This window comes from Acidovorax sp. (assembly GCF_046339755.1).
Taxonomy (GTDB): Bacteria; Pseudomonadota; Gammaproteobacteria; order Burkholderiales; family Burkholderiaceae_C; genus Acidovorax.
The window spans coordinates 1-20,900 of the sequence record NZ_JBKDTZ010000282.1; the positions used below are offsets into that span (position 1 = coordinate 1).

The 20,900-nt window shown below is 63.5% G+C and carries 18 protein-coding genes, 3 tRNA genes and 2 pseudogenes; 3 read left to right on the forward strand and 20 right to left on the reverse strand.

Annotated features, from left to right (window positions below):
* The 8 genes from ACK59X_RS24380 to ACK59X_RS24415 all read right to left on the reverse strand — a co-directional run.
* A partial coding sequence (locus ACK59X_RS24380) for a GTP-binding protein (protein WP_409960860.1) occupies nucleotides 1–156 on the reverse strand: 156 nt, incomplete at its 3' end.
* 79 nt (nucleotides 157–235) lie between these two features.
* Nucleotides 236–310, reverse strand: a tRNA-Thr gene (locus tag ACK59X_RS24385).
* Nucleotides 311–371: 61 nt separating this feature from the next.
* Nucleotides 372–445, reverse strand: a tRNA-Gly gene (locus ACK59X_RS24390).
* A 74-nt stretch (nucleotides 446–519) separates the two neighbouring features.
* A tRNA-Tyr gene (locus ACK59X_RS24395) sits at nucleotides 520–605 on the reverse strand.
* 338 nt (nucleotides 606–943) lie between these two features.
* Nucleotides 944–1,204 (reverse strand): DUF6587 family protein, encoded by a 261-nt coding sequence (locus ACK59X_RS24400; RefSeq protein WP_409960948.1) that lies wholly within the window; start codon nucleotides 1,202–1,204, stop codon nucleotides 944–946.
* 1 nt (nucleotide 1,205) lies between these two features.
* Nucleotides 1,206–3,101, reverse strand: coding sequence for a ferrous iron transport protein B (gene feoB / locus ACK59X_RS24405; protein WP_409960949.1), 1,896 nt, complete (start codon nucleotides 3,099–3,101; stop codon nucleotides 1,206–1,208).
* Nucleotides 3,098–3,340: a ferrous iron transport protein A gene (locus ACK59X_RS24410; RefSeq protein WP_409960950.1), complete on the reverse strand. Its 243-nt coding sequence runs from the start codon at nucleotides 3,338–3,340 to the stop codon at nucleotides 3,098–3,100. The genes feoB and ACK59X_RS24410 overlap by 4 nt, the downstream gene beginning before the upstream one ends.
* Nucleotides 3,341–3,417: 77 nt before the next feature.
* A complete protein-coding gene (locus tag ACK59X_RS24415; RefSeq protein WP_409960951.1) occupies nucleotides 3,418–3,666 on the reverse strand; it encodes a hypothetical protein in 249 nt (82 codons plus the stop codon).
* Between ACK59X_RS24415 and ACK59X_RS24420 the strand changes: the two are divergent.
* Nucleotides 3,635–4,013 (forward strand): annotated as a pseudogene (locus ACK59X_RS24420) (IS30 family transposase); the annotation flags it as partial. The gene ACK59X_RS24415 and the pseudogene ACK59X_RS24420 sit on opposite strands and share 32 nt — an antisense overlap.
* A 189-nt stretch (nucleotides 4,014–4,202) precedes the next feature.
* Nucleotides 4,203–6,077 (forward strand): annotated as a pseudogene (locus ACK59X_RS24425) (potassium transporter Kup).
* Between the two features lie 51 nt (nucleotides 6,078–6,128).
* Here ACK59X_RS24425 and corA read toward each other — a convergent pair.
* From corA to ACK59X_RS24485, 12 genes are all read right to left on the reverse strand, one after another.
* Nucleotides 6,129–7,103, reverse strand: a complete 975-nt coding sequence (gene corA / locus ACK59X_RS24430; RefSeq protein ID WP_409960952.1) for a magnesium/cobalt transporter CorA — start codon at nucleotides 7,101–7,103, stop codon at nucleotides 6,129–6,131.
* 645 nt (nucleotides 7,104–7,748) lie between these two features.
* Entirely contained in the window at nucleotides 7,749–9,278 is a 1,530-nt protein-coding gene (locus tag ACK59X_RS24435; protein ID WP_409960953.1) for a RimK family protein, read from the reverse strand.
* Between the two features lies 1 nt (nucleotide 9,279).
* Nucleotides 9,280–10,386: a peptidase C39 family protein gene (locus ACK59X_RS24440; RefSeq protein ID WP_409960954.1), complete on the reverse strand. Its 1,107-nt coding sequence runs from the start codon at nucleotides 10,384–10,386 to the stop codon at nucleotides 9,280–9,282.
* Nucleotides 10,383–10,505 (reverse strand): hypothetical protein, encoded by a 123-nt coding sequence (locus tag ACK59X_RS24445; protein WP_409960955.1) that lies wholly within the window; start codon nucleotides 10,503–10,505, stop codon nucleotides 10,383–10,385. Before ACK59X_RS24445 ends, ACK59X_RS24440 begins: the two co-directional genes overlap by 4 nt.
* 63 nt (nucleotides 10,506–10,568) lie before the next feature.
* Nucleotides 10,569–10,961: a hypothetical protein gene (locus ACK59X_RS24450; protein WP_409960956.1), complete on the reverse strand. Its 393-nt coding sequence runs from the start codon at nucleotides 10,959–10,961 to the stop codon at nucleotides 10,569–10,571.
* A gap of 126 nt (nucleotides 10,962–11,087) precedes the next feature.
* The gene (gene kdpE / locus ACK59X_RS24455) at nucleotides 11,088–11,792 is read right to left on the reverse strand and encodes a two-component system response regulator KdpE (RefSeq protein WP_409960957.1); all 705 of its coding nucleotides are present in this window, start codon (nucleotides 11,790–11,792) and stop codon (nucleotides 11,088–11,090) included.
* Nucleotides 11,793–11,797: 5 nt separating this feature from the next.
* Complete coding sequence (locus ACK59X_RS24460) at nucleotides 11,798–14,560, reverse strand: DUF4118 domain-containing protein (RefSeq protein WP_409960958.1); 2,763 nt, start codon at nucleotides 14,558–14,560, stop codon at nucleotides 11,798–11,800.
* Nucleotides 14,561–14,616: 56 nt separating this feature from the next.
* Entirely contained in the window at nucleotides 14,617–15,189 is a 573-nt protein-coding gene (kdpC, locus tag ACK59X_RS24465; RefSeq protein WP_409960959.1) for a potassium-transporting ATPase subunit KdpC, read from the reverse strand.
* Between the two features lie 10 nt (nucleotides 15,190–15,199).
* A complete protein-coding gene (gene kdpB / locus ACK59X_RS24470; protein WP_409960960.1) occupies nucleotides 15,200–17,296 on the reverse strand; it encodes a potassium-transporting ATPase subunit KdpB in 2,097 nt (698 codons plus the stop codon).
* Nucleotides 17,297–17,306: 10 nt separating this feature from the next.
* A complete protein-coding gene (gene kdpA / locus ACK59X_RS24475) occupies nucleotides 17,307–19,112 on the reverse strand; it encodes a potassium-transporting ATPase subunit KdpA (protein WP_409960961.1) in 1,806 nt (601 codons plus the stop codon).
* Between the two features lies 1 nt (nucleotide 19,113).
* Nucleotides 19,114–19,212 (reverse strand): potassium-transporting ATPase subunit F, encoded by a 99-nt coding sequence (locus ACK59X_RS24480; protein WP_409960962.1) that lies wholly within the window; start codon nucleotides 19,210–19,212, stop codon nucleotides 19,114–19,116.
* 250 nt (nucleotides 19,213–19,462) lie between these two features.
* Entirely contained in the window at nucleotides 19,463–20,437 is a 975-nt protein-coding gene (locus ACK59X_RS24485; protein ID WP_409960964.1) for a magnesium and cobalt transport protein CorA, read from the reverse strand.
* Nucleotides 20,438–20,616: 179 nt separating this feature from the next.
* Between ACK59X_RS24485 and ACK59X_RS24490 the strand changes: the two genes are divergently transcribed.
* Nucleotides 20,617–20,900: TorF family putative porin (locus ACK59X_RS24490; protein WP_409960963.1), on the forward strand; the 284-nt coding region annotated here is incomplete at its 3' end.

The window sequence follows — 20,900 nt, forward strand, 5'->3', positions numbered from 1 at the left end:
TGCGTCGATCTGGTCGTATGCCTTGGCTTCGCCGCCGAACTTGGCCGACAGCACCGTGGCGATGGCCGCCGTCAGGGTCGTCTTGCCGTGGTCCACGTGGCCGATCGTACCCACGTTGACGTGGGGCTTGGTCCGTTCGAACTTACCTTTTGCCATTTTTCCGACTCCGAAAAAAATCTACAACTACACAACGAAATTTCGGCGCACCCGAACAAACTTCGGGTGCGCCTGAAGGTGGTGCCCATGGCGGGAATCGGACCCGCGACCTCTCCCTTACCAAGGGAGTGCTCTACCACTGAGCCACATGGGCATTGAAACCGCTTGCGCGACCTCAAAAAAACTTCTTCTCAACCAACCAGCAAACTGAACAATGGAGCGGGAGACGGGAATCGAACCCGCGTCATTAGCTTGGAAGGCTAGGGTTCTACCATTGAACTACTCCCGCACAGCCAACTTACCACTGGCCTTGCGGCCCCAACCCCCAAGGGCTTGCCGCAACCTGCTTTCATCTGCTTCTACTGGTGGAGGGGACTGGATTCGAACCAGTGTAGGCGTAAGCCAACAGATTTACAGTCTGCCCCCTTTAGCCACTCGGGCACCCCTCCGGAGAATCTCGAATTATAGCACTGGTTTTTTACGCTTCCGAGAGAACTCGCACGAAAAACCCCAACACCACGTTTCGCCCGGGTCGCCACGCCTTGCCGCCGATGCATGCACTGGCCGTTGCCACCCGAGACTGCGATTCTATGCCAGCTGCAAATGTCCCGGCAACTCAGTCGTGCATGTGCACAAAAAAATGGCCCCGCCTCAACCACAATCCCACACCAAGCGGCGGTCCTCCTACGGATTTGCATTCGACCGTATGACCAGACGGGCGCCGCTGACAGCGCTGCAGCGCGGCAAGGCGAACCAACTCTCGTTGGCGGTTGAAGGCAAATCCGTATCAGGGGTCCGAACGCCGGTGGATGCGGATGGGCTGCTCCTTTGCAGGCGCTGGTGGCGGGGCATCGCAGCCGTCGCAGCCGCAGCCGGCACTGGCACGCAACGCCACCTTGCCGAAATAGCGCGCCAGGAAGCCCGGCAGCGGCAGGCGCAACGCCGCCCGCGCAAGTGCGCGGCGGGCCACCGCGGGTGCCAGGCTCCAGCCCGCATACACGGCGCAGGCAGCCACGAGCACCAGCACAATCAACATCTGTCCTTGCATATCAGCCTCCACCCAGCGCCAGGGCAATCCGGTAGGTCGCAAAAGCTGCCGCATAGGCGAGCGCGAACTGGTAGCCGGCCATCAGCGCCGGGTAGCGCCAGGAATTGGTCTCGCGGCGCACCACGGCCAGGGTCGACAGGCACTGCGGCGCGAACACGAACCAGGCCAGCAGCGACAGCGCCGTGGCCAGCGGCCAGCTCTGCGCGATCACGGGGGCCAGCGCATCGGCGACCGTATCGCCCGCAGCCGACAGCGCATACACCGTGCCCAGGGCCCCTACCGCCACCTCGCGCGCAGCCAGGCCAGGCACCAGGGCGATGGAAATCTGCCAGTTGAAGCCGATGGGCGCAAACACATGCTGCAACGCCTGGCCCAGCCAGCCCGCGGCGCTGTACTGGATCGCGGCGCCGGTGGCACCATCCGGTGGCGCTGGGTAGCTCGACAGGAACCACAGCACCACCGTCAGCGCGAAGATGATGGTGCCCACGCGCACGATGAAGATGCGCGCACGCTCCCACAGGCCCAGCATCAGATTGCGCGGGCTGGGCATGCGGTAGGGCGGCAGCTCCAGCATCAGCGGCTGGTAGCTGCTCTTCATCCAGATGCGCTTGAACAGCCAGGCCACCAGCATGGCCGACACCACCCCCGCCACGTACAGGCCGAACAGCACCAGCCCGCGCAGGTCGAACCAGCCCACCGGGGTGGCCGGAACGAAAGCCCCGATCAGCAGCGCATACACCGGCAGCCGGGCCGAGCAGGTCATCAGCGGCGCAATCATGATGGTGGCCAGGCGGTCCTTCCAGGGGCCGATGGTGCGCGTGGCCATGATGCCCGGCACCGCGCAGGCAAAGCTCGACAGCAGCGGGATGAAGGCCCGGCCGGAGAGCCCCACCTTGCCCATCAGCCGGTCCAGCAGGAACGCCGCGCGCGGCAGGTAGCCCGAATCCTCGAGCACCAGGATGAAGAAGAACAGAATCAGGATCTGCGGCAGGAACACCAGCACCCCGCCCGCGCCCGCGATCACCCCATCCACCAGCAGGCTGCGCAGCGGCCCGTCGTCCATGTTTTCGGTGATCTGGGCGCCCAGCCAGGCCATGGTGCCCTTGATCGCATCCATGGGCCAGTTGGCCCAGGCGAACACGGCCTGGAACATCAGGAACAGCAGCAGCGCCAGCACCAGCAGGCCCCACACCGGGTGCATCACGACCGCATCCAGCCGGGTCTGCACCCGCTGGTTGCGCCCGCCCGCAGGTGCCGCCAGCGCCAGGATGCGGCGCACCTCTCGCTGCAGGTCGCCTGCCGACGCCGCCGCCTGCACGGCCGCCGGAACGGCTGGCGGCGCGGCCACGCCGTGCCGGTCCAGCTGGGCAGCGATTTCGGCCATCAGCGCCGCATGGCCGTCGCGCCTGACGGCAACCGTCTCCACCACCGGGCAACCGAGTTCGGCCGACAGGCGCGGCACGTCGATCCGGAGCCCCTGCGAGCGCGCCACATCGGCCATGTTGAGCGCCAGCAGCATGGGGCGGCCCAGCCGGCGCACCTCCAGCACCAGGCGCAGGTTCATGCGCAGGTTGGTCGCATCGACCACGGCCACGAGCAGGTCGGGCATCGCCTCGCCGGCACGCTGCCCCTCGATCACCTCCAGCGTCACCTGCTCATCGGGCGTGGCCGGATTCACGCTGTAGGTGCCGGGCAGGTCGATCACCGAGGCCGAGCGCCCACCGCCCAGCTGGGTCAGGCCGGTCTTGCGCTCCACCGTGACGCCGGCGTAGTTCGCCACCTTCTGGCGCGCGCCGGTCATCAGGTTGAACAGGGCTGTCTTGCCGCAGTTGGGATTGCCCACCAGGGCCAGGCTGGGCAAGGTGGCTGCAGCGAGGGAAGGTCCTTGGCCCGTCATGCCAGACGCACCTCGATGCACTGAGCCTCCAGCATGCGCAAGGCAAATTGCGTGTCGCCAATCTGCACCGCAATCGGCTCCATCCCGCCGGGGCCACGGCGCAGCACGGTGAGTGGCTCGCCCTGCAGAAATCCGAGCTCTCCCAGCCGGCGCAGCGCCGTGGCGTCGATCAAGGGATTGGAGGAGGCGATGCCCTCCACCACGGCTCGGGCGCCATTGGGAAGATCAGGTAGTTTCATGGAGCATGCCCTCCGCGGCCCCACGCACCGTGCCGTGGCGCCCGCCGGGCAGAACGAGAATTAGTTGTATTTACATATTAGAGCACGGAAGAATTGGCCTTTGGCGTGCATCCATTGCTCGCCAGCGCCACCTCCGCAGCATCCTCGCAGGTGCATGGAATCGGGAGCGCGCGCCGAAGTTCCCCCGCCGCGGGCGGGCCCCACCGGAATCCTAAGCGGCGATCGTCCACCACGTTGAACTCGAACCGGGACTGCACGGCCACCTTCTCCGGCAGCGTCACCACCAGGTAGCCGGCCAGTGCTGCCAACGTCTTGCAGGGCTTCACGGACAAGCTGCTGGGCATTGCCCAGCCGATGCGCCTGAGCATGACGCAAACCCAAGGCAGGGAGATAAGCATGCACGAGAAGCTCAGCGAGCAAACCGGCATAGCGGTGTACTTCTGCGACCCGCACAGCCCCTGGCAAAGGGGCTCCAACGAGAACATGAATGGCCTGGTGCGCCAGTACCTGCCCAAGGGGACGGACCTGAGTGTCTACAGCCAGCAGCAGCTCGATGCGATAGCCGATGAGATCAACGACCGCCCAAGAAAAGGGCTGGGGGGTACGATCACCGCTGGCCGTGTACCGCGAGTTGCTGATCAACAACCCGCAGCACTCCACCCTTGTTCATTGAAATCCAGGGTGTTGCGCTTCGCTTTTTGAATCCGCCCAATTGACAGTTCGCCAAAAGTGTCTACCTCCCAAACAGCAGTGGTCAGCGATGTCATTGGCAAGCACATCACTGCACCACAATGCCACCAGTGCCTTGAAATGCCTGCCACCGACACACTGAACCCACGTTGATCCAAAAAGAAAGCACCGCATGCAACCAAATCGGCAAAGCTTGGGAGTTCTCACTCTCAGCGCACTGGGAGTCGTCTACGGCGACATCGGCACCAGCCCCCTGTACACGATGAAAGAGGTCTTCAACCCAGCCCACTCACTCGCGCTGGACGCAGCGAACATCATCGGAGCTGTCTCGACGATCCTGTGGGCTCTGATGGTTGTGGTCACACTCAAATACGTGGTGCTGATCCTTCGGGCCAACAACCGGGGCGAAGGCGGGATCATGGCGCTCACGGCATTGGCAGCGAAGGCTGCGGGAAGCACTCCCAGGCGCCACACGATCCTGCTGCTGGTCGGCGTGCTCGGGGCATCCCTCTTCTACGGCGATGCCGTCATCACCCCTGCCATCTCGGTGCTGAGCGCCATGGAGGGCCTGGAGACGGCAACGCCGGCGCTCAAGCCCTATGTGCTTCCGATTTCGACGGCTGTGATCATCGGCCTGTTCCTCGGGCAGCGCTTTGGGACCGCCATCGTCGGCAAGCTGTTCGGCCCCATCGTGGTCCTCTGGTTCTCCGTGCTAGCTGTCACGGGTCTCGTGCAGGTTGTCCAGAATCCTGCCATCCTGGCCGCGCTCAACCCGTTGAGGGCCCTTGAATTCATGCAGGCCCGCGGATGGCACCTGTTTGTCGTCATGGGGGCCATCGTCCTTGCGCTGACGGGTGCCGAGGCGCTGTACGCCGACATGGGGCATTTCGGCAAGAAGCCGATCCGTCTGGCCTGGAATACCTTCGTACTGCCGTCACTGGCACTCAACTACATGGGCCAGGGTGCCTTGCTGATGGGTGACCCCTCCGCGCTAGAGAACCCGTTCTTCAATCTTTTCCCGTCCTCCTGGCTGATCCCTGCCGTAGTGCTCGCCACGCTCGCCTCCGTGATTGCCTCCCAGGCCACGATCTCCGGTGCCTAATCCCTGACCAAGCAGGCCATCCAGCTCGGCCTGCTGCCACGCATGCGGATTTTTCACACGTCCGCAGAGGAGGTCGGGCAAATCTACGTTCCTTTCGTCAACTGGAGCGTGATGGTTGGTGTACTGCTGGCAATGGTGGGCTTTGGTAGTTCCTCCGCGCTGGCATCGGCCTACGGCATCGCGGTGACGGTCACGATGCTCATTACCACCTTGCTCACGTTCTTCGTCGTGCGGCATGCTTGGAAGTACCCGCTGCCGCTTGCGCTGGCCGCCACCGGGGTGTTCCTGCTGGTCGATGCCGTGCTGGTGATCTCCTGCGCGCTCAAGTTCTGGCAAGGCGGCTGGTTCCCGATCGTGCTGGGCATCGTCATCTTTGCGGTGATGGCCACATGGCGCCGGGGCCGGGAGCTGTTGATGGAGCACATCCAGCGTGACGACCCTGAACTGCTGCCATTTATCACGGCCCTGGCCGCCGACGAGAATGCACGCCGCACGCCAAGGACTGCGGTCTATGCCGTGGCCAATCCCGATACCGTGCCCCAGGCGCTGCTGCACAACCTCAAGCATTACCAGGTCTTGCACGAGCAAAACCTCATATTGACAGTGCGTTTCCAGGAGGTTCCATGGGTGCCGGAAGAAGAGCGCCTGCAGGTGCAACCGCTGGTTGACGGGTTCTGGAAGGTGCAGGTGAATTTCGGCTTCAAGGACGAGCCCGATGTGCCGCGTGCCCTGCGCCTCTGTGCGGGCCAAGGCCTGCAGATCGATGAGTTCCAGCTCTCCTACTTCCTGAGCCGGGAGATCGTGATCCCGACGCGGGGAGCGGGGATGGTGCACTGGCGCGAAGCGCTGTTCTCGGCGATGGCACGCAATGCCGGCAGCATCGGCGACTTCCTGCGGCTTCCCCACAATGGCGTGGTGGAGTTGGGAACCCGCGTGCAGATTTGAGGCCGGGCCGCGGCCGATCAACGGGCATGCGCGGCCTACCCCGGCCTGGTGCTACAACCAACCCGCCTTGCGGAACCGATAGTAGACATAGGAACAAACGCTGGCGATGAGCAGCAGCGCGGCCGGGTAGCCATAGCGCCACTTCAGCTCGGGCATGTTTTCAAAGTTCATGCCCCAAACACCTACGAATGCCGTGCAGATCGCAAAGATACCGGCCCAGGAAGCAAGGCGCTTGGTGATTTCATTGTCTTCGATGGTCACCATGGACAGGTTGACCTGGATGGCAGTCCCAATGGTGTCGCGCATCCCATCGATCAGGCCGTTGATGCGGATCAGGTGGTCCACAACGTCCCGGAAGTATTCCTGCGAACCCATGCAGATCTGGGGTACGCGCCCGCCATGCAGTTTGCCCACCCCTTCCACCAGCGGCGAAACCGCGTGCTTGAGGAGCATGACCCGTTGCTTCAGGTGATACAGCTGTTCTATGCTGTCCCGAGCCGCCTTCTTGGTGAAGATCTGGTGTTCGATCTTCTCCAGCTCGACCTCCAAGGCATCGATGATGGGAAAATACCTGTCTACCACCGCATCCATCAGCGCATACAGAACGAAGCCCGAGCCGTGGCGCAACAAGTCAGGCTCTCTCTCGCATCGATCCCGCACGCCCAGAAAGCCCTGCTTGCTGCGGTTCCGAACCGAAAGCACGTAGTTGGGGCCGACGAAGACGTCAACCTCGCCCTCGTTGAAATGGCCTGGCCTTTCGGGCTCGGGCTCCAGCAGGTGCATGACCACGAACAGCGATGAACCGTACTCCTCCACCTTGGGTCGCTGGTGACCGTGGTGCGCGTCCTCGACGGCCAGTTCGTGCAGGCCAAATTCCTCGCGCATTTCGGCCAGCTCTTGGGGAGTCGCATCCGCCAGCGCGACCCACACGAAGCAGCCCGGCCTGGCAATGTAGTCGCTGATGTCGGCGACAGGGATGTCGGCCACCTTGGAACCGTTTTCGTAGGCAACGCAATTGATGAGCATGGGGGATCCTCCTGGTTACTCGTACCCTGGATCCGGATGTTGCCACGCTGACTATCGGTCTTGGAGACAGGGGTTCACTGAAGCCTGCTGGACTTGGGCCTTGCGGCGTCATGCACCAGGCGGGGCAGCACCTTCACGTAGACCAGCTCCACCAACATCTGCTGGCCTCACGGCCGGTACCTGCGGCACAGCGCCTGGGATTGCAAGGCCCAGCGGCACTACGGCCAAGGAATTGCGCGTGACCGCACTGAACGCAATCACCTGCCCCTGATCCGCAGGCAGCAGGCAGCAGGCAGCAGGCACAGCTCATGGTGAACCCATGGTCCGCGCACAGCTCTACCAGGTCGTTCATTGCGTCGTCGAAATGCCCGCTTACAAACGTGAGCTCCGCCAGCAGGTAGTCTTCGCCTTCATCGACCAGCACCCGGATGCTCCGGTCTGCATCCAGGGCGCGTCACACGGAGATGGCGCTCAGCGCGTCGGTGGCCGGATTGGCAGGAGTGCCCAGGCGCTCTTTGGCGTCGCGGGTGCATCGATAGGACTGGGAAATGCTTCGCCTGCGTTCCATGGCGATGCCCTGCGTTGCACAAGCCGCCAGCAAAGCACAGTATGTACGGGCCTGCAATAGCGGCCCGCCGCGGAGGTCTATCCGGCAGCCAGAGACAGCAACGGTGCACCCTGTGCAGCAGGATGCGCCGCACTGGAGTGGAAGCGCCGTTCCACCTGCTTGAGGAAGTGCGAAAGCAGCATCACGTACAGCGCATCGCCCAGGGCTGCATCCTCCACGCCCACATCAAGGTTGGGGTTGTCATTGATCTCGATGACGTACACGCCCGAAGCTGTGGATTTCAGGTCCACGCCATAGAAGCTGTTGCCCACAAGCCGAGCGGAGTTGACCGCGGCATCGAGCACCTCGGGCGGCACCTGGTCGAGGGGCACCGCCTGCACCCGCCCTTCGGTGTACTTGCCGTTGTCGGCATGCTGCAGTATCTGCCAGTGCCCGTCGCACATGAAATACTTAGCCGCGAAGACCGCTTGCCCGGACAGCACGCCGATGCGCCAATCGAAGTCGGTGTACATGAACTCCTGCAGCAGGATGATCTCGGACTCCCGGAGCATGTCCTTGGCGATATCGTGCAGGTGCTCGAAGCTGTCGGCCTTCTTGACACTGCGGCTGAACGCACCATCCGGAACCTTCACGACCAGCGGGTAATTCAGCCGGTTGTGCATGTCGCCGATGGTACGCCTGCTGGCCATGTGGGTCATCGGCGTGGCGATGGCGTTCTCGCGCAGCAGCTCGGCCAGGAAAGCCTTGTTGGTGCAGCGCAGGATGGAACCTGGGTCATCGATGACCGGCATGCCTTCGGCCTCGGCCTTCTTGGCAAACTGGAAGGTGTGGTGAGTGCCGGCCGTGGTCTCGCGGATAAACAGCGCATCGAACTGCGTGAGCCGCGAGAAGTCCTTCTTCTCGATGAGCTCAACGGCGATCCCCATGTCCTGTCCCACGTCCACCAGCTTCTTGAGCGTCTTGAGGTTGGAGGGCGGCAACGGGTCGGTGGGGTCATGCAGCACCGCCAGGTCCATCCTGGGCGATGGCATGGCGATCAAGGGGCGCCAGCTGCGGCGGGTGTACTGGCGCAGCGCCTGCACGAACACCTCGTCCCGCGAGGTGTCCACGTCGCGCAGATCCAATGCCTGCATGCCTCCGATCTGCCAGCACATGGACTGCTCCTGCCGCTCGAGCGTCATTTCCAGCAGCGGGCAGCGAAACAGCTCAAAGCTCTTGCGCGCGAGCGCAACCAGGTCAGGGTCCTCGATGGCACCAAAGAACACGTGCAGCGTGAGCGTGTTCACCGACCGCGGAATCGCCTTGAGGGGTCCGATCAGCCGGTTGAGCTGAGCCAGGGCGGCGGGCTGCATGCGCTTGCGCTGGAGGCTGAGGATCGTGTCCACGCTCGGCGTCACGCGATCGCCGCGGGCCTCTGCGAGCAGCGAGCAGTAGTAGCCCATGCTGAGATAGCCATAGGTTCGGCACAGGTTGGTGACCTTGCGCAACTGCCCGCGTGCGCCCGGCTCTTCAGCGACGAACTGGTCTGCGGTGATGACCTTGAGGCCCGCCTCATCCCATCGGAAGTCGGCGAGCTTTTCCACAACGATCACGTGTTCTGAGGACAATTTATTTCTTTCCAGAGATGATGACCGCCGCCGTACGCCTTCGGCGTCCGTATCTGGCGATCTTTTTGAACTCCCCCAGGCTGATGGACATGCCGCCATCGGGGTCGCTGGAGCGGACCATGGGGTCGAGAAGGCGAAAAACTGCGCCGTCGAAGCCGACGATCACCACCCAATGGGGCGTTTTCTCGCCATGCAGCCGCCACAGGCTGATGAGCACGATGGGCAGCCTCCCGGCGCGCAGGTGCTCGATCAGGCTTTCGGGAGACACGGGTCGGGCATAGATGGGAACCTGGTGCTCCACCAACTCGGAGCGGAAGTCGTTCTCCACCAGCTGGATCACGCCCTTCTTGTGCGGGTCACGAACGCTGTCCATGAAGAGCGATGCCCCCGCGGCCGCATACACGGACACCTCGAAGCCACGCCGCAACGCCGAGTTGGCCAGACCGAAAGGGCCACAACCACCATGGCCTGCGGCCATGAACACGGTCGTGGCTTCGCGCCACAAGCGGATCTCCGCCGCTTGGTTCATGGGCAGGGAAGGGTCCATGGCCGACATTGCCATCATCAAGGCGCAGGGTCCGCACGTGAAATCCAGCGTCTGGGCGTAGTGGCGCACCGCGTAGGCCGCGCCTCCCAGAGCACCATCGAACACGTCGCGCTGAAAGCACAGGGCGTCCTGGCCGTCTTCGTAGTACCCGGTCTTGCGGCCGGACTGCATGAAGCCATGGCGCTGGAACAATCGATGCGCCGACACATTGTCCAGCCTGCTTTCCAGCCGCAGTACCGCGCACCCCGCCTGCCTCGCGTCGCCCAGTGCAGCAGCCAGCAATTGGCCCGCAATGCCTGCGCCACGCATGGCCGGATCCACCGCAATGGAATAGAGACGCGCCACCGACGATCCCCGGCGGCGCAATACCACGCAGGCACCGTGCAGCCCCACCTCAGAGCGGCACACAAGAACATGTGCAGAGGAACTGGCCAACAAGCGTTGCCAGCTTCGCAGGGAGATCCGGTCTCCATCGAATGCAGAGCGCTCCAGCCTGTCCAGTTCCGCCAGATCGTTGGCAACTGCCGACGCCACCCCACCGGCTTGGACGGAGCGCTTCATCGCAGGCCTCGGTGCGCTCTGCGCGCTTTCCAGTCCGGCAGCTTCAAGGCCAGCCATGCGGCGGCTATCGGCACGACCAACACCAGCAAGGCAAGCAGTATGTGCAGCAGGTCACCCATGGCTCAGCCATTCACGGCGCACGGGCACGGCGGCCCCAGTAGCCGCAGCCACATCACGGGAGCTCAGTGGCATCGGCGTACCTCGTCCCTGCTGACGCGGGAAACCCTGCCGAACTGGACGGTCGGGAACGCAACCGTCAAGCTGCGCATGGCCTCTTGCAGGTCGTCGAGATGCACGTGCAGGGTCACGGTCGCCCTTTGGCGCACAGGATCCACAGCAAGACCATACCCGCGCAATTGCGCTCCCAGCACGCTGTGCAGCTTTACGCGCAAGCCCTGCGCATTGGTGCATGGTGCGACGAGGGGCAGTTCCACCAAGGGACTGGAATCGGCAGCAGCATCGTTACCGATGGGCAGTGCAGTGATCCGATGCAGGCCGGTACCGGGACATTTCTGAAGCATGCTTTCCGCCATGAGACTCCTTGTTAGAGAGACGCTCAGGGAAGTGTTGAACATGCATTCAGTCTAGGAAGATCGGCGTAAAGGTGTCGTAAAAACGGCAGGTCCGGGCGTTAAATCGCTGTCAAGACACCATGCCACGGGACAGGACGCGCAGCGCTGAGCAGCGCTGCGCGTACAGCGCTACACCGAAAGCCTGTACCCCACGCCCGACTCGGTCAACAGATGCCGCGGCTGGGCCGGATCGGCCTCCAGCTTCTGCCGCAGGTGACCCATGTAGATGCGCAGGTAGTGGTTCTGGTCCGAGCGCATCGGCCCCCAGACTTCGCGCAGCAGCTGCTTTTGCGTGATGACACGCCCTGCATTGGCGATCAGCACCGTCAGCATCCGGTACTCGGTGGGTGTGAGGTGCACCTCCACACCTGCGCGGCGCACCACGCGCGCACTGCGGTCCACTTCCACGTCGCCAAACTGGAACGCAGGCTCCGTCCCATCCGCGGTCAGCCCGTTGCCATTGGCCACCCTCGGGCGCCTCAGATTGGCTCGCACCCGTGCCAGCAGCTCTCCGGTCCCGAAAGGCTTTGTGAGGTAGTCGTCCGCGCCTGCATCGAGGGCATTGATCTTGTCAGCCTCATCCGTGCGCGCCGACAGGACGATGATGGGCACGGCCGACCAGCCCCTCACATCGCGGATCAGGTCGATGCCGTCGCCATCGGGCAGGCCCAGGTCCAGCACCAGCAAGTCTGGCTGGCGGGTTCCGGCGGCGGACAGGCCCTCGCGCAGCGTGGCGGCCTCGTTCACCTGCCAGCCTTCGGCCTCCAGAGCGCTGCGCACGAAACGCCGGATCTGCGGCTCGTCTTCCACCACCAGGACAGTACGTATTTGCATTCGCATCAGGGACACGAAAGGCCCTGCTCCATGTCTTCGAAATCCGGCGTTGGGGGTGGCTCCCGCCGGGCCAGAGTGATCGTGAACTGAGCCCCCCCGCCAGCCGCGCTGCCAGCAGAAATCGTGCCCCCATGCGCGTTCACCACGGCCTTGCAGATCGCCAGCCCGAGCCCGACGCCGGGCGTGGCCGATTCGGCCTGGCCGCGGGTGAACTTCTCGAACAGAGTGTGCTCCTTGCCGCGCACGGACGCCGGCAGGCCCGGTCCATGGTCCGAAACCGCCAGCACCAGGCTGCTCTCGGTCACTGAGGCTTTCACGACGATGGGCGAAGCACCGTACTTGGCCGCGTTCTCCAGCAGGTTGACGAGCACGCGCTCGACCAGCACCGGATCGAATTCGACCAGCGGCAGATCGGCTGGGATGTCGGTGCGCACGACTTTACCCTCCAGCGCCGGCCTGGCCGCCCGGATGGACGCACCCACCACCTCTTCGACCGATTGCCAGTCGCGGCGCAGGCTCACACTCTGGCCGGACACGTGGCTCTCCAAGCGTGCCATGTCCAGCAGATTGCTGACCAGAGCATTGAGCTGATGGGCCTGGTGCACGATGGACCGGGCCACCGCATCGCGCTCGTCGGCAGGGGCGCCCTGCAGGGACTCCGCCAGCGTGATGAGGGCGGTGAGCGGGGTCCGCACGTCGTGGGATACGGCACCCAGCAGTGCATTGCGCAGCCGCTCGGACTCCACGTCCACCACAGCCTTCTGCGCGATCTCGACATAGTGCACCCGCTCAAGCGCAATCGCAATCTGCCGCGCCTGGGTTTCCAGCTGCTGGGCTTGCTCCGGTATCAACAGCCAGCGGGGGTTGGCCGGTTCCAGCGCGAGCACCCCGCGCACCCGCATGGGTGCTTTCAGGGGCACGTAGCGCCAGCTCTGCGCAGCCAGGGTGCTGGTCGCCAGACCAGCGCTCTGTCCCTGGCGCAGCGTCCAGTCGGCCACGCTCTTGTCGAAGCCCTCCGGGAGGTCCTCGGGGTAGCGCAAGTTGTCGGTTTCATCCAATGCAACCACCACCGCCCGGCCACCGAAATGCTCCTGCACCGCGGCAGCGCCAATGTCGATGACCTGGCTGGTCTCCAGCGCGGCCGACAGCTCCCGCGTCAGATCGAACAGCGACTGGGCACGACGCTCCCGGCTGTTGGAAACCCCGGCCGCAAAGCGCAGTCCGGCCGTCAACTGCCCCACGAGCAGACCGACCCCCAGCATCACCGCGAAAGTGACGATGTACTGCACGTCGCTCACCGCGAACGACAGGCGGGGCGACACAAAGAAGAAATCGAAAGCCAGCACATTGAGCAACGCGGCCAGGGCGGCAGGAATGCGGCCGAAGCGCATGGCGACCGCCACCACGCCGACCAGGTAGAGCATCACGATGTTCGTCAGCTCTAGAACGCCATGCAGGGGTGTGGCGAGCAGCGTGACTGCAATGCTGACGCCCACTGCCCACAGGATGCCGGGCCACTTGGAGTGGGCGGCTTCGTCCGTCTCCAGCACGTCCACGCTGGAGCGGGGATTCTTCAAAGCCTGGGCCAGCCGCCGTGAACTGCTCGCATGCGCGGTCTCCACAATGTCAAGCGAGGGGGCCAGTTCCGCCAGCTCTCTTGCGACGTGCTTGGCCGGCAACCACTTTTGCCACCACTGCGCAGCCGCCGGTCGACCGAGCACCACGGTGGCGCAGTTCAACTGGAGCGCCTGGGCCGCCAGGACAGGCGCGACCCTGTCGCCGGTCAGTACAGCCGTTTCGGCTCCCAGCTCCTGCGCCAGCTGCAGCACGGCCAGGATCTTGTCCCGGCGCTTGGCGTCAAGGCGCTGCAGTCGAGGCGTTTCCACATAAGCCGCATGCCATTTGACGTTGAGCTGGCCTGACAGCCGTGCGGCCGTGCGCACCGTCTGGGCAGCATCCTCGTGCGGCCCCACACAGGCGAGAATGCTGCCCGACGTGTTCCATGCGGCGGCCACACCGCCGCCCGCACCGCCCGATTGTTCGATGCGCCAGCCCAGCACATCGTCCTCCACATGCTCCGCAGTGCGGCGCAGGGCGATCTCGCGCAGTGCAATGAGGTTACCCTTGCGGAAGAAGCTGCGCGCAGCACGATCCGCCTGCTGGGGTAAATAGACCTTGCCCGCACGCAGCCGAGCGATCAGTTCATCAGGCGTCGCATCGACGAGCACCACTTCATCCGCGTCGTCCAGCACCGTATCGGGCACCGTCTCGTGCACCCGGATACCGGTGATGGCGCCCACCGTTCCATTGAGGCTTTCAAGGTGCTGGACATTGAGCGCAGTCCAGACGTCGATGCCGGCGGCCAGCAGTTCCTGAACATCCTGCCAGCGCTTGGCATGGCGGGATCCCTGCACGTTGGAGTGAGCAAGCTCATCCACCAGGAGAATGGCCGGCTTACGTGCAAGGGCCGCATCCAGGTCGAATTCAGGGAGGAGCCGGCCACGGTACTCCACCTCCCTGAGAGGTATGGCCTCCAGGCCGCCCAGCAAGGCCGCGGTCTCTGCCCGGCCATGTGTTTCCACCACCCCGATCAGGATGTCGCGGCCCGCGCTGCGCTCGCGCTGCGCCGCACTGAGCATGGACCAGGTCTTGCCCACGCCCGCATTGGCGCCGAAGTAGATGCGCAGCTTGCCACGGCCGGTCTGCTCCTCCTGCGCGCGCAGTTGCGCGATCAGGGCATCGGGGTCCGGGCGTTGGATGTCAGCCATGGCAGTCCAGCCTCTGCCAGGTGCCCGGACATGCCGACGGAAAAAGGCCTACCTTCCTATCGCACATTGTCCAGCGCGATATTCAGTGCCAACACATTCACCCGCGCCTCACCCAGCAGACCCCACAGAGGACGCTCGGTGTGCTTGTCGATGACCGCGTTCACAGCGGTCACCGGCACGTTGCGTACCCGGGCCACGCGTGCGGCCTGGTACTGCGCGGCAGCCGGGCTGATGTGCGGATCGAGGCCGCTGGCAGACGCAGTGACCAGGTCCACAGGCACCACCGCCGTGTTGCCTGGATCGACCGTGCGCAACGCCTCCACACGCGCCTTGATGGCGTCGCTCAGGGCTGGATTCAGCGGTCCCTGGTTGGAGCCGCTGGAGGCACTTGCGTTGTAAGGCATGGGAGCAGTGGCCGATGGGCGGCCCCAGAAGTGGCCGGGATCTGAAAAATTCTGCCCGATCAGGGCCGATCCGACAACCTGGCCATTGCGCTGCACCAGGCTACCCGCAGCCTCCACTGGGAAGACGGTTTGTGCGGTCCGTGTGACGACGAGCGGGTAAAGCAAGCCGGTGAGCGCGCTCAGCACCACGAAGAGCACGATCGCGGGACGGAGAATGGTTTTCATCGAAGACTCCTCAGATCAGGCCAATGGCCGCAAGTACCAGGTCGATCAGCTTGATGCCGACAAAAGGCACCAACAGACCACCCAAGCCATAGATGGCCAGGTTGCGGCGCAGCAGCGCAGCCGCACCCACAGGGCGATAGCGCACTCCGCGCAGCGCCAGCGGAATCAGGAACACGATGACCAGGGCATTGAAGATCACCGCCGACAGGATGGCGGACGATGGGCTCGCCAGTTGCATCACGTTCAGGGCAGACAGCTGAGGATAGGTCGACACGAAGATCGCGGGGATGATGGCGAAGTACTTGGCCACGTCGTTCGCAATCGAGAAGGTCGTGAGCGAGCCGCGTGTCATGAGCAGGGCCTTGCCGGTTTCCACCACTTCCAGCAGCTTGGTGGGATTGGAATCGAGGTCCACCATGTTGCCGGCCTCCTTGGCCGCCTGCGTTCCCGAACCCATGGCCACGGCCACGTCGGCCTGCGCCAGCGCAGGGGCATCGTTGGTGCCATCACCAGTCATGGCCACAAGTCGGCCTTCGGACTGGTACTTGCGGATGAGGGCGAGTTTGTCTTCAGGGGTAGCCTCGGCCAGGAAGTCATCCACACCGGCTTCTGCAGCAATGTATGCGGCGGTGAGCTTGTTGTCGCCGGTGATCATCACAGTGCGGATGCCCATGCGGCGCAACTCGATGAAGCGCTCCTTGATACCGGCCTTGACCACATCCTTGAGCTCGACGACACCCAGCACCTGGCTACCTTCGGTGACCACCAGGGGCGTGCTGCCGCGCTGGGCGACCTGATCGGCCGCCACGCTCACTTCACGCGGCATGCTTCCGCCCAGGCTCTCGACATGGCGTGCAATCGCCTGCACCGCGCCCTTGCGCAGCATGGCGCCGGGACGACCCGTCGTGCTATCGGCCGGCAGGTCCACACCGCTCATGCGCGTCTGGGCGGTGAACGGAACCAGCACCACGCCTTCGGGGTTCTTGTCTTCGATATTGCCACCCTTGCGGGCCAGTTCGACGATGCTGCGCCCTTCGGGCGTCTCGTCGGCCAGAGAGGACAGCAAGGCAGCGCGGGCAAGGCGGGCCGGCGCTACGCCGGGGGCCGGCAGGAACGCACTGGCTTGGCGGTTGCCATGGGTGATGGTGCCGGTCTTGTCCAGCAGCAGCACATCAACGTCGCCAGCGGCCTCAACGGCACGGCCCGAGGTGGCGATCACGTTGGCCTGCATCATGCGGCTCATGCCCGCCACGCCCACGGCCGAGAGCAGTCCGCCGATGGTGGTCGGAATCAGGCACACCAGCAAGGCCACCAGCGCGGTGAGAGACACCACCGTACCGGCCTGGGAAGCCTGCACGCTGAAAATCGAGAACGGTAGCAGCGTGACCGTCACCACCAGGAACACGATCGTCAACGCGACCAGCAGAATGGTCAGAGCGATCTCGTTCGGTGTCTTCTGGCGCTTGGCCGCCTCCACCATGCCGATCATGCGGTCCAGGAAGGACTCACCAGGATTGACGGTGATACGCACCACGAGCCAGTCGGACAGCACGCGCGTGCCGCCCGTCACCGCCGAGAAGTCGCCGCCGGACTCGCGCACCACCGGTGCCGACTCGCCTGTGATGGCGCTCTCGTCGACGGAGGCCACGCCTTCAATGACCTCACCATCCAGCGGGATCACGTCACCCGCCTCCACCAGCACCACGTCACCGCGGCGCAGGTTGGTGGCCTGCTCTGGCAGAAAGGCGGAGCCGTGCACCGGCTCCTTGAGCTTCTTGGCCCAGGTTTCCTTGCGCAGGCCGCGCAGCGACGCCGCCTGGGCCTTGCTGCGGCCCTCGGCCAGGGCCTCGGCAAAGTTGGCGAACAGCACCGTGAACCAGAGCCAGATGGTGATCGCCAGCACGAAGGCCGGGCGCATGCTGGCATCCTCGGGCGAATTGAGCGCATGCACCCACAAGAGCGTAGTGAAGATGCTCCCGATGTAGACGATGAACATCACCGGGTTGCGCCATTGCACCATCGGGCTGAGCTTGGCCAGCGCACCCCAGAGTGCGGACTTCATCAGCACGGGATCCAGCAACGAAACAGAAGATTTTTTATCAGTCATCAGCAAACCCTCACTTTGCCCAAAGCACCAGGTGCTCGATCACAGGGCCCAGCGCCAGGGACGGCACATAGTTGAGAAGACCCACCAACAGCACGGTGCCGATCAACAGGACCACGAACAGCGGCCCATGGGTGGGCATGGTCCCCGCCGTTACCGGCAGGCGCTTCTTGGCGGCCAGGGATCCAGCGATGGCCAGAACCGGCACGATCACGCCAAAGCGGCCAAACCACATCGCCAGTGCCAGTAGCACGTTGTAGAACGGGGTGTTGGCCGACAGGCCGGCGAAGGCGCTGCCGTTGTTGTTGCCGGCCGAGGTCAGGGCATACAGGATCTCGGAGAATCCGTGCGCACCTGGATTGGCGATGCCAGCCTTGCCAGCGCCAGCAATGACAGCGATGGCCGTGCCAACCAGCACCAGGATGGGGGTAACCAGGATGGCAACGGAAGTGAGCTTCATCTCCCGCACTTCGATCTTCTTGCCCAAGTACTCCGGAGTGCGGCCGATCATCAGGCCGGCCATAAAGACGGCCAGGATGGCAAACACCAGCATGCCGTACAGGCCCGTACCTACACCGCCAAAGACCACTTCGCCCAACTGCATCAGGACCATGGGCACCATGCCGCCCAGCGGGGTAAAGGAGTCGTGCATGGAATTCACCGCACCGCACGATGCAGCGGTGGTTACTGCCGCAAAGAGTGCCGACGCGGTGATACCGAAACGGACTTCCTTGCCTTCCATGTTGCCGCCCGACTGCGCGACGCTGCTTGCCTGATCGACGCCGAGCGAGGTCCACTGGGGATTGCCCGCCTGCTCTGCGGAGACCACGGCGATGACGGCCACGACGAACATGATGGTCATCGCAGAGAGGATGGCAATGCCCTGGCGCTGGTCACCAACCACACGGCCGAACGCGAAGCAAAGCGCAGCCGGGATCAGGAAGATCGCCAGCATCTGCACGAAGTTGGTCAGCGCAGTGGGATTTTCGTACGGATGGGCAGAGTTGGCGTTGAAGAACCCGCCGCCGTTCGTGCCCAGCATCTTGATGGCTTCCTGCGAAGCCACCGGCCCCATCGCAAGCGTCTGGGTCGTGCTCGTCTTGTCTTCCATGACGGGCGTTCCATCGGCTCCATTGACCGGCTGGCCCGCATCATCGAGCTTGGGAATGGAGTAGGCCGTGGTTTCCAGCGTCGTGACATCCTTGTAGGCGTCGAAGTTCTGGATTACGCCTTGCCCGACCAGCACGATTGCGATCACGAAAGAAATCGGCACAAGCACCCACGCTGTGATGCGGGTGATGTCGGTCCAGAAGTTGCCGACGTAACCCTGCCCATCGGTACTGCGGGCCGCAAATCCCCGGGCCAGTGCGAAAGCCACTGCAATGCCGGTGGCTGCCGAGAAGAAATTCTGCACCGACAGACCAAGCATCTGCGTGAGATAGCTCATAGTGGATTCGCCACCATAGCCCTGCCAGTTCGTGTTGGTCACAAAACTCACAGCGGTATTGAACGACGAGTCGCCCGACACCGCAGCCATCCCCTGGGGATTGAGCGGCAGCACATCCTGCAGGCGCTGCAGGCCATAGACCGCGAAGGCGCCAATGGCATTGAATGCCAGCAGGGCCAGCGCATAGGTGCGCCAGTGCATCGGCTGGCCCGGCGCTACGCCAGCCAGCGTGTAGAGAGGCTTTTCAGCCGTGTGCATCCAGGAGGGCAATCTCCCATCACACAACGCAGCCAGAAACTTGCCCAATGGCCACGCCAGCAAACCCAGCACGACCAGGAAGGCGCCCAGAAGGCCCCAAGCGGAGGCGTCCATGTCAGAACTCCTCTGCGCAGATCAGCGCATACACAAGGTAGGCCAGCAAAACGATGGCAACGAGCGCGCCAAAGCCGTATAGAACGTCAGTGCCAATCATGCCCGCTCTCCTTTTGCCGGGCCAAACTTGCCCAACAGGACCACGGCTTCCGCCATGGCGACCCACAATGCCGCCATAGCGGCAACCCATACGAAGTCCATCGACAACTCCTGCATCAAAACGTGTGTTTGATTCTCAAGATGTCGCCGTAAAAAGTGTGCACAGACTGATGGGAGGACCGTAAAAATGCCGTAAAAATGCACCCGATCCGAGCGGTGGATCCAAGGCAGACAGGTTGTAGAGGAGGCTGCTACAACCACCCCGCCTTGCGAAAGCGGTAGTACAGATAGCCGCATGTGCCGGCGATGAGCGTGAGTGCCGCCAGGTAGCCGTAGCGCCACTTGAGCTCTGGCATGGTTTCGAAGTTCATGCCCCAGATACCTGCAAAGGCAGTGCACACTGCGAACAGGCTGGCCCATGATGCCAGACGCTTGACGACCTCAGCGTCTTCGATCGTGACCATGGACAGATTCACCTGGATCGCGGTCGCAATCGTGTCCCGGATTGCGTCGATCGATGCGTTGATGCGGCCCAGGTGGTCCACCACATCCCGGAAGTACTCCTGTGAACTTGCGCAGATCTGCGGCACCCGTCCGCCATGGAGCTTGGCCGCACCCTCCAACAGCGGCGCGATGGCGTGCTTGAGCACCGTCAGGCGCTGCTTGAGCTCGTAGAGCCGCCGAATGCTCGCGCGCGCCGACCCTTGGGTGAAGATCTGCTGCTCGATCTTCTCCAATTCCACTTCGAATGCCTCGATGACCGGGAAGTAGCGGTCCACCACCGCGTCCATCAGCGCATACAGCACGAACCCGGGTCCGTTGCGCAGCAGAGTCGGCTCTCGCTCGCAACGCGCACGCACATCGACGAAGCCGCGCTGGCTGCGATTGCGCACCGACACGACATAGTTCCGGCCCACGAACACGTTGAGCTCGCCGAGTCTGGCAAGAGGCTCTGTCGCACCGCTCGACTCCAGCAGATGGAGCACCACGAAAAGCGATGCTCCATACTCCTCTACCTTGGGCCGCTGGTGCCCATGTCGCGCATCTTCCACGGCCAGGGGATGGAGCCCGAACTCCTTTTGCAGCTCATCGAGCTCGTGGGGCGTGGCATCTTGCAGCGCGACCCAGACGAAGCAGTTGGGCAGCAAGATGTGCTCGCTGATCTCGCTCACGGGGATGTCCGCGAGCTTGGTTCCATCTTCATACACCACACAGTTGATCAACACCTTCGGCACCCCGCATATCAAGTGCCTGGCATGGTGCCACCGCTTGTGCGCCGTGCAATCAGGAGGTTATTGCGCTGTGTGAAGAGGACAACATTTACGGGAACCGGCGCATTTTTTACGAACTTTATACGCCGACTTTTCTACGCTTGCGCCCTTGTCTTTTCTGCAAGATGGATTTCATGAAAACGTTTATTCCCAAGGTGCTCGCAACCGCATTTGCCGCAGCCCTTCCCATGCTCGCCAACGCCCAGCTGACCGGCAACGTCAGCCTGACCACCAACTACAAGTTCCGTGGCCAGGACCAGGATGTCTCCAAGGCCCGGGCTGTCAAGCCCGCGATCCAGGGCGGCTTCGACTACGCCTTCGGCGAGTCCGGTTTCTATGTCGGCAACTGGAATTCCAGCGTCGACTGGCTCTCGGGTAACTCCATCGAGTCCGACATCTACGGCGGCTACAAGTTCAA

Coding starts and splice junctions, on each gene's coding strand:
- ACK59X_RS24440 (WP_409960954.1), bottom strand. CDS start 10,386: ATGAAGCGCTCCGTCCAAGCCGGTGGGGTGGCGTCGGCAGTTGCCAAC.
- corA (WP_409960952.1), bottom strand. CDS start 7,103: ATGCTCATCAATTGCGTTGCCTACGAAAACGGTTCCAAGGTGGCCGAC.
- kdpE (WP_409960957.1), bottom strand. CDS start 11,792: ATGCAAATACGTACTGTCCTGGTGGTGGAAGACGAGCCGCAGATCCGG.
- kdpA (WP_409960961.1), bottom strand. CDS start 19,112: ATGGACGCCTCCGCTTGGGGCCTTCTGGGCGCCTTCCTGGTCGTGCTG.
- ACK59X_RS24460 (WP_409960958.1), bottom strand. CDS start 14,560: ATGGCTGACATCCAACGCCCGGACCCCGATGCCCTGATCGCGCAACTG.
- ACK59X_RS24400 (WP_409960948.1), bottom strand. CDS start 1,204: ATGCAAGGACAGATGTTGATTGTGCTGGTGCTCGTGGCTGCCTGCGCC.
- ACK59X_RS24450 (WP_409960956.1), bottom strand. CDS start 10,961: ATGTTCAACACTTCCCTGAGCGTCTCTCTAACAAGGAGTCTCATGGCG.
- kdpB (WP_409960960.1), bottom strand. CDS start 17,296: ATGACTGATAAAAAATCTTCTGTTTCGTTGCTGGATCCCGTGCTGATG.
- feoB (WP_409960949.1), bottom strand. CDS start 3,101: ATGACGGGCCAAGGACCTTCCCTCGCTGCAGCCACCTTGCCCAGCCTG.
- ACK59X_RS24410 (WP_409960950.1), bottom strand. CDS start 3,340: ATGAAACTACCTGATCTTCCCAATGGCGCCCGAGCCGTGGTGGAGGGC.
- kdpC (WP_409960959.1), bottom strand. CDS start 15,189: ATGAAAACCATTCTCCGTCCCGCGATCGTGCTCTTCGTGGTGCTGAGC.
- ACK59X_RS24480 (WP_409960962.1), bottom strand. CDS start 19,212: ATGATTGGCACTGACGTTCTATACGGCTTTGGCGCGCTCGTTGCCATC.
- ACK59X_RS24445 (WP_409960955.1), bottom strand. CDS start 10,505: ATGGGTGACCTGCTGCACATACTGCTTGCCTTGCTGGTGTTGGTCGTG.